An 8,102-nucleotide genomic window follows, 5' to 3' on the forward strand; every position below is an offset into this window, starting at 1 on the left:
CATCCCAACTGCATCGGGCCAAACTACTATTTGAACGATATCCGCTTATTGAACAAGCCTATAAATTATCAAGAAAATTAAGTGCTATTTTTTCAAACTGTACCGCTAAAATAATAGCATTCAAAAAACTGGCCCTCTGGTATAATGAAGTGGAAGATTCCGGATTAAAAGTATTTCGAACGGTGGCCAGATCCATTGAAACCCATCATCAAAGTATCCTTAATTATTTTAATAATCGAAGCACCAATGCAGCGGCAGAATCTTTTAACGCAAAAATTAAGGCCTTCAGAGCCGCTGCAAGAGGGGTAAGAGATATTAACTTTTTCCTATTCAGACTCGCTAACATTTATGCCTGATCCCCAATTTTTCAACCTGATCCTGAACGGTTAACCCGCACCGTTTATCACCGATAATTGTAAAAAATACTTTTTATCAGGGAAGCGGCCTGCATGGATAAAAGAATCCCGGTTGAAAACGCAGCATAGCAATGCAAACGTTTGCGTAAATTACCCGCCCATTTCAGGATGGCGCAGGACGGTGAACGGATTTTACTCTTTTACATTTGTTCTGTTAAGAAATAAGGACGGTTGTGTGCTGGATTTGCAGAAGGATTTGAAATTCGTTTATTAAACCAAAACAACCGAAGATCCGGTTGCTGAAAAGAAGAGTACATGTGGAAATGGCGGATGACCATCCTGGTCCCGCATGCCCTTATATTGTTCTGCCAAAGTAACGGAGATCCCACTTCAGTTGTATTGGTCGGGAACGATGACCTCTAATCATAAACCAAACGTATTTTTCCGCGCTTGCTTTTATCGTGCAGATTGTTGTATGGTTGGCGCCCGGGTGTTTTCTACTTATTCTAAACCATATACATATGAAACAAAACCAATGTCTCCGTTGCATATTCGCAATTTTTGTGGCGGCAGCCTTGCTCAATGTTCCGCTGCGTTCCTATGGACAGCAACGGCTATCCGTAACCGGTACCGTACTGGACGAGGCCTCAAAACCGGTAGCCGGGGCCACGATTCAAATTAAGGGCACCGGTCTGGCCGTTGTCACGAATGAACAGGGAACATTCCGTCTGAACGCTTCTCTGAATGCCGTTCTTGTGGTATCTAATATTGGGTTTGCCACACAGGAACTGCACATTACAAAGGGGCATATGAGTATTGTATTGAGACAATCCGCCTCAGAAATGGACCAGGTAGTGGTGATCGGTTATGGCGCTGTGAAAAAGAAGGACCTGACCGGCGCCGTTACAGGGATCAATGAAAAAGAGATAAAATCGAGGCCGGTGTCCAATGCCTTGCAGGCCATGCAGGGAAAGGTGGCCGGCGTGGACATCTCATCCACAGACCGGCCGGGTACGGTGGCCAGTATTAATATTCGCGGTGTGCGTTCTTTAACGGCATCCAATTCCCCGTTGTTTGTTGTTGACGGGATCCCGCTGTCTACCGGCGGTATCGATTACATCAATCCGAATGATATTGCATCCATTGATGTATTGAAAGATGCTTCCGCCACCGCGATCTATGGTTCCCGTGGTGCCAACGGTGTTGTGATCGTTACGACCAAGAGGGGGAAGCAGGGCAAAGCAACCCTGAACATCGATCTGTCTACCACGGTAGAAACGCTGGAAGACAGGAAAAAAATGTTCAACGCAGCAGATTACATTTCCTTCCGCCGCTGGGCTTATTATTACCGGAACCCCGCGCTCTACCCCCGTGGTGACCAGCCCACCATCGCCAATGATAAGGTGATCTTCCTTGCCAGCGGCGACCCCTCGGCATGGGCCAATATAGAAAAGGGCTGGGCCTCCGGGAGCTGGGATGGCTCAAAAGTGCCCACGACGGACTGGCTGGGCATGGTGACCCAAACCGGCATCACGCACAACCTGAACCTGAGCGTTGCCGGTGGAAGCGAAAAAGTAAAATCATACGCGTCCTTTGGCTACCTGGATAATAAGGGAACACAGAAGGGACAAAGCTTTAGAAGGTATTCGGCAAACCTTAATGTGGACATCAACGCAACCCGGTGGTTCTCCCTGGGCAGCAATCTCCAGGTTTCATACGGGATACAGGAATACGGACAATCAACCGCGGGGAGCAACCCTCTTTCCCGGCAGAACAGCATTTACGAATCGGCCCGGACCCTGTTCCCGTACGCTGTGCCGTACGATTCTGCAGGGAACAGGATCGAGACCCCCGGTGGCGATATCGGAGTAAAAAATGTTGCCAATGAGTGGAACCTGAACCAGGATCAGCGAACAACACTCCGCGCTTTTGGAAGCCTTTACGGGCAGGTTGATTTTGGCGCCATTCTTCCTGTTCTGAAAAACCTGAAATACCGGGTGAACTTTGGGCCGGATTTTTCTTATTACCGCGACGGAAGCTATGTAGACGCAACCTCTGTCAGAAGCAGCGGGAGCAGCGCGGCCTCGCTTTCAAAAACACAAACCATTTCCTATACCCTCGATCATTTGATCTATTACAATAAAAGCATCGGCAAACACGATTTGGCGCTCACCTTACTGGGCAGCCAGACGCAATACTTAAAAGAATCCAGCTCTATTGCTGCAACGGGTGTGGCCTTTCCCAGCCAGAAATGGAACGCTTTGTCAAAGACCTATATCCCTGCGGCGAACCTGACCGATTATTCATCAGGCCTGACCGAAAGCCAGCTGCAATCGTATATGGCCCGCATCAATTATAGCTTTGATGACCGGTATTTGCTGACTGCATCCGCGCGCCGCGACGGAGCATCCCAGCTTGCGGAAGGGCATAAATATTCCTGGTTCCCTTCTGCGGCAGTAGCCTGGCGCATAGACCGGGAAAGTTTTATGCAGGGCACCGGATGGATCAATGATCTGAAACTGCGGCTGGGCGTTGGTGTTACGGGTAATTCGTCGATCGACCCGTATGAAACACAGGGCCCGCTGACCTCCGTCTTCTATCCCTATATAAGCACGTTAACGGCGGGCACGATTCCCTCCTCCACACTGGCCAATCAGGCCCTGGGATGGGAAAAAACGACGCAATACAATGTAGGACTTGATTTTTCACTGCTCAACAGAAGGATCTCCGGGAACCTGGATCTGTATCAGTCAAGAACAACTGACCTTTTAATGGAAATGTCCATCCCCACGGTTACCGGCTATACCAAAACGTTTGCCAACGTAGGGGAAACCGCCAATAAAGGCGTAGACCTGAGCCTGACAACGGTTAATGTGAACAGCCGGTCCTTTAACTGGACCACCACTGCCAGCGTATCCTGGCAAAAGGATCGTATTGTGAAGCTGGCGACCGGCAACGATGATATCAACAACAATTGGTTCATCGGGCAGCCGATCAGCGTGATCTACGGATACCGGAATGCCGGGCTCTGGCACCTGGAGGATTCGGCTGTCTACAATCTGTACAATGCAAAGGGTGCTTCCTTTTCGGCCGGGAATATAAGACCCATCGATATCAACGGCGATACAGCAATCGATGCCAATAATGACCGGGTTATCATCGGTAATACGAGGCCCCGGTGGATCGTGGGAATGACCAATACCTTTTCCTACAGGTCCTTTGAACTATCCGTATTTCTGTACGGCCGCCTGAAATATATGTATGACGCGGGCGGCGAATCGGAAACAGCCCGGGGCGTTCAGCGGGTGATCAATTATTATAATGAGAACAATAAGAACGCCGAATACCAGAAGCCCATTTATACCGAAGGCAGCGGTGATCCGTATTACCCGGCTTTAGGGTATCGAAAGGGCTCGTTCATCAAAATCCGCAATATATCGCTGGCATACAACCTCAACAGGAGCTTGCTGAAAACCACGGTGATCTCGGGTTTAAAAGCCTATGTACAGCTGATCAATCCCGGAATGCTGTTCTCCCGGATCGGCTGGCTGGATATGGACGTACAGGGCGCTACCTATAACCGGGGCTTCACGATCGGATTGAATGCAACATTTTAACCGGAATGCTTAATCGTAAAATTTAACGTAACATGAACACGATAAAACTGATTTTTCACCTATCCTTTTTTTCAGGGCTGCTGTTTTTTTCATCTTGTAAAAAGAGTTTTTTGAAGGAGGAACTCGAAACCGCAAGAGGTATGGAGTATTACAAAACAGATGAGGGCATTCAGTCGCTTGCGGCCGGTACATATTACCAGGTATTCAATACGCCCTTTAGCAGCGAGTGGATCTATTGCGCGGCAAATTACGGAGTGGACGAATTTAGTGTGGGCGGCGATGCGTCAAATGGTGTATGGAACAACTACGGCGGCGGTTTTAAATCGATTGTTTCCGTCACCAATTCCAATACATCCAGCGCTAATGTGCAATGGGACAACCTTTATATCGGAATTGGTGATGCCAACCTGCTGATCCAGAATGCCGGTGCCAGCGCTTCCACCTCGGATGCGATCAAAAAAGTAGCCTTGGGAGAGGGGTATTTTTTCAGGGCCTACTGTTACCTGCGCCTGGTTTCCCAGTTTGGCGGCGTACCGCTGAAGACCGTCCCCAGCACCACGGTTGAACTGGAGTTTACAAGAGCCGCTCCGGAAGAGATTTGCAAACAGGTGATCGATGATCTCCGGCAGGCCTATGACCTGTTGCCCACTGCGGGCGCCCCGGCGAAGATCACCAGGTACGCGGCGGCCCATTATCTGGCAAAAGCCTATTTGTTCCGGGCCAGCGAGATCAACGACTCCTGGAACGCTGCTACCAAAGCCGCCGACCTGGCTGCCATTTTGCCCCTTTGCGATGAAGTGATTGCGCAGCACCCGTTGACCGCCGATTTTGCCGGTTTATGGAAATATACAGGTCCGGATGGCGCCAACGAAAAGCTTCCGGAGCTGATCCTTTCCGCCCAGTTCACCGCAGATGTTTCGACCAACGGCTCCAACGCACAGCATCTTTATTTTGCGTCCCGGTATGACGACCTGCCCCAGATGCAGCGCGATGTTACGGGCGACCGGCCCTACAGCCGTTTGCGCACCAGCTATTATATGTACCGCATCTATGATCTGGTGAACGACTCCCGGTTCTGGAAAAGCTTCCGTACCAAATACCGTGCAAACAAGACCTCCGGCGGTTATTATGCCAACGGCGACCTGGGCATTATCTATATTATCAACCAACCCGGTGATGCGCGCTTTTCCGGCTATAAGCTTAACAATACAGTGGTTTACACCAAAACCGGCAAAACCATCCCCAGCGCCTATATCGCATATCCTTCCGGTACAACGGAAGATGGGGCGTTAAACATTGATGTGCGGTTCCCCGCTTTGAACAAATACATCGACGGCTCAAGGACAGGATTGAATGATACAAGAGGATTGCGGGATATTAACCTGGCCCGTTCTGCAGAGACCTATCTCATCGCCGCCGAAGCAAAGATCCGGCTTGCGAAGCTGGGTACGGGTTCTTATACGGATGCGCTGCCGTATATCAACGCGGTTCGTGCACGTGCGCAATATGCAGCAGGCGAAGACCGTTCTGCCTATTATGACGGGGGTGGGGCCCTTGCTGCTTCTGCTTCCGGCCAGAATCCCAATATTAATTCTTTCATGACAGAGAATGCCTATTATGAGTCCAATAATATCCCGGTTACAACAGCAGCAGCAACCAGCCTGACGATCACCGATATCAACGCGCTCCCTGCCGGGGATGAATATGTGATCTCCAGGTTGGGAGTAAGCAACGTGTACGACCGGATGCTCGCTCTGGTACTGGATGAGCGGTCGCGCGAACTTTGCGGCGAGTACAAACGGTGGGAAGACCTCTCCAGGACAAAGACACTGATACCAAGGGTTAAGGCATTCAATTTTCAGGCAACCTCCAGTATCCGGGATCATCATCTGTTACGCCCGATCCCGCAAACCTACCTCGACGGTATCCTGTTGAATGGTAAGAATCTGACGGCAGCGGAGAAACAGGCTCAACAAAATCCGGGGTATTGAGTGTCACGAATAAATAAGGATTTCAAATTAGTTCTTTGATTTTGTTATTTAATGCTATGTAGATGATGATGGTTCGAAGGATTCCTTCGGAGCAGGCCCATCGGTAGCGACTTACAGGAGTAGCTATCAAACCACCTTTAGCTGCTGCAATTAAGAGTTGTGGTGGTGAGCATGAAAGGAAAAGGCATCGATAAAGGTGTCAGGTAAGTGTTAACGAAGGCGAACATTAGTGAACTGTCGTCAGAGGCGTCGAAAGGATTAGACGATGTCAAAACCAATGTGCAGTATCATCATTGGGACAAGCAAGGAGGTTACCTGTTTATTGTTCTTGCGGCATCCGGCGTATAGACAGCGTGAGCTTAACACAGGCATTTACATGGAACGTGAGAACCAGTCGTTGCGATGTTAAGAGAAAACTTCAAGCAAGAGACACTGTAAGAAGGAAAGTATCAATGAGCAGCACTGGGGCAGAAACTTCCGTAGTAGTGATGACAGCTATCGAAAGATAGCAGTAGCGAAGGGGAGTTGTTTTCCGGTTTTTATTCATTAACAAAAACTAATTCACCGACGAGTGGATCAGGAGGTATGAAGATGAGCAAAGCAAAACCGTTTAGTATNNGTNNGCGATTNNTGATGNNNGCNTNNCANAAGGTNAGATCCAACAGAGGTAGNGCAGGNGTGGANGAAGTNAGCATGANNGANTTTGACAAAGANTACAGGNACAANCTGTACANNCTTTGGAATCGNATGAGNTCNGGCAGNTANATNCCACCACCGGTGAAACTGATTGAGATACCGAAGAAAGGAGGTGGACTAAGACCTCTGGGCATACCTACTATCGCCGACCGGATTGCCCAATCTGTAGTAAGAGGGCTATTGGAACCAACGNTNGANNCNCTGTTTNTTAAAGACTCNTATGNTTANNGNCCNGGNAAGTCNGCCAGGCAAGCTGTTGAAAGAGTAAGACAACTACGCTGGAAACAGTCGTGGGTGATAGATCTTGACATTAAAGGGTTCTTTGACAACATTCCACATGATCTACTGATGAAAGCAGTCAGAAGGCATTGCGAAACAAGGTGGATACTGTTATACATCGAAAGATGGCTGACAGCGCCACTACAGTTGGCTGATGGGAGACAGGTAGCAAGAACCAAAGGAGTTCCTCAAGGTTCTGTTATCGGGCCACTGCTGGCCAACCTTTATCTCCATTATACAATGGACAAATGGTTGAGTATAGCGCACCCGGAGTGTAAGCTGGTTCGTTATGCTGATGATGCCATCATCATGTGCAGATCACAGAATGAAGGCCAGACAGTGATGGAATCGTTGGAGAAGAGGTTGACGGATTGTGGTCTTGAAATGCATGCATCAAAAACAAAGCTGGTGTATTGTAAGGACAGTAACAGAAAGTTTTACAAAGACTATCCAAGTATCTCGTTCGACTTTCTTGGTTTTACGTTTAGGCCAAGACAAGCACAGAACGGAAGGAAAGATGGATCTTTTACGAATTTTCTACCTGCGGTCAGTACAAAAGCAATGAAAGCGATGAATGAAAAGATGAGAAAGTGGAGAGCATTAAGAAAGACAACAAATACGTTGCAGGAAATAGCAAAAGAGATCAACCCCATAGTAAGGGGCTGGATCAATTATTACGGAACATTTTACAGAACAAAAATGAAAGAGTTTATGCACATTTTAAATGTAAAACTCGAAGCGTGGGCAAGACGCAAATACAAACGACTTCGAACAGGAGGGATGAAGACAGTCAGATGGCTTCATCAGATCTCAGAGCGCAGGCCCAAGATGTTTGCGCATTGGGAACTACTGAACTCGAAACCAACGGTTGGAAAATCGGAGCCGTGTAACGGGAGACTGTTACGCACGGTTCTAACAGAATCTCAGGCTGTGATGCCTGAGTTTACTTACTAGAAGTCATCTCAAAAGTCAGGAATAATGTGAATAGTTAATAAATAGTTCTTTGAATTAGGGGTCAAGAGTATGAAACTTGCGGTTATGGATTTAACAGTAACGCAATGGGAAGAGGTTTTGCCTGTAATTAAAAAGGCAGCCCCAGTCAAAATAGTTAGTGGTCGTCCACGTCAGGATGATCGGAAAATCCTGAATGGAATACTTTGGAT

Annotated in this window: 4 protein-coding genes; all 4 read left to right on the forward strand. The window is 48.3% G+C overall.

The genetic code is table 11. From position 1 onward, the window contains the following. Positions 1–356, forward strand: a 356-nt coding sequence (locus tag B160_RS0116335; RefSeq protein WP_018628997.1) for a transposase, incomplete at its 5' end; no start/stop codon positions are given. Positions 357–877: 521 nt separating this feature from the next. Beyond that, positions 878–3,973 (forward strand): SusC/RagA family TonB-linked outer membrane protein, encoded by a 3,096-nt coding sequence (locus B160_RS0116345; protein WP_026309824.1) that lies wholly within the window; start codon positions 878–880, stop codon positions 3,971–3,973. A 110-nt stretch (positions 3,974–4,083) separates the two neighbouring features. After that, positions 4,084–5,964: a RagB/SusD family nutrient uptake outer membrane protein gene (locus tag B160_RS0116350; RefSeq protein ID WP_245562234.1), complete on the forward strand. Its 1,881-nt coding sequence runs from the start codon at positions 4,084–4,086 to the stop codon at positions 5,962–5,964. A 633-nt stretch (positions 5,965–6,597) separates the two neighbouring features. Further along, positions 6,598–7,893, forward strand: coding sequence for a group II intron reverse transcriptase/maturase (ltrA, locus tag B160_RS29370; RefSeq protein WP_018629001.1), 1,296 nt, complete (start codon positions 6,598–6,600; stop codon positions 7,891–7,893). The last annotated feature ends 209 nt before the right edge of the window (positions 7,894–8,102 follow it).

The organism is Niabella aurantiaca DSM 17617 (assembly GCF_000374125.1).
Lineage (GTDB): Bacteria > Bacteroidota > Bacteroidia > Chitinophagales > Chitinophagaceae > Niabella > Niabella aurantiaca.